This window comes from Empedobacter sp. UBA7252 (assembly GCF_002472765.1).
In the GTDB taxonomy this organism is placed as follows: Bacteria; Bacteroidota; Bacteroidia; order Flavobacteriales; family Weeksellaceae; genus Empedobacter; species Empedobacter falsenii_B.
This window is the reverse complement of the sequence record NZ_DKSQ01000038.1, coordinates 8,675-9,528: the sequence shown is the minus strand read 5'-3', so window position 1 is coordinate 9,528 and position 854 is coordinate 8,675. Positions and strand designations below refer to the sequence as shown.

Genomic DNA, 854 nt, shown 5'->3' with positions numbered 1-854 from the left:
ATTTATTTAGGACACATATGTGGTTCTATAAAAATATTGAAAAAGATATTCCTTATTTATCTATTAACTTAACCCTTGGTATAATCATATCCTTAATCAGCATAACAACGGCAATTTTCTCCCAAAAACTAATTGATCATTTATTGCCTGAAAGAAGTTATAATCAAATTGTAGTCGGCCTAATTCTTTTGTTCTTAATTTTAACTAGCCGTTCTTTGATTTCTTACCTACGTCAATACGTTATGCTTCAACAGAGTCAAGCGTACAATAAAAGGCTAACAGGATTTTTTTTAGATAAAATAATCAAGCTACCTAAACTATTTTTTAACAGTAGAAAAAAAGGGGATTTGATAGGACGACTTAACGATACTCAACGTATACAACAAAATATTAGCCATATAATTGGAAATTTTGTCATAGACACTCTAGTTATTATCGTTAGTTTAGCCGCTGTTTTTATTTATTCCGTTTTAGTAGGAATCATTGTGACAACTATTATTCCAGCAATTATATATTTAGTTTACACTTATACGAACAAATTTGTAAAAGCCCAAAAAAAGGTTATGAATAGCTATTCACAATTGGAAAGTTACTATATAAATATACTTTCCGGTATATCAGCTATCAAAGAAAATGGGGCGCAAAGCTTTTTTATCGATATGGGGAAAGAGAACTTTGCAATTTACCAGAGTGCAATATTTACCTTAGGAACTCTCACAAATCGGCTAACACTAAAAGTAGACTTTATAAGCGCTATCATGAGCGTCGGAATTATAGCAATATGTACAAATCTTTTCTTTAAAGACCAATTATCAATTGGCGCACTAATTGCGATTATATCTTTAGTATCTTCT

The 854-nt window shown here is 30.4% G+C and carries 1 protein-coding gene; it reads left to right on the top strand.

The annotated features are described in order from the left end of the window. Positions 1 to 17 precede the first annotated feature (17 nt). A partial coding sequence (locus tag B2X73_RS05200) for an ABC transporter transmembrane domain-containing protein (RefSeq protein WP_291095905.1) occupies positions 18 to 854 on the top strand: 837 nt, incomplete at its 3' end.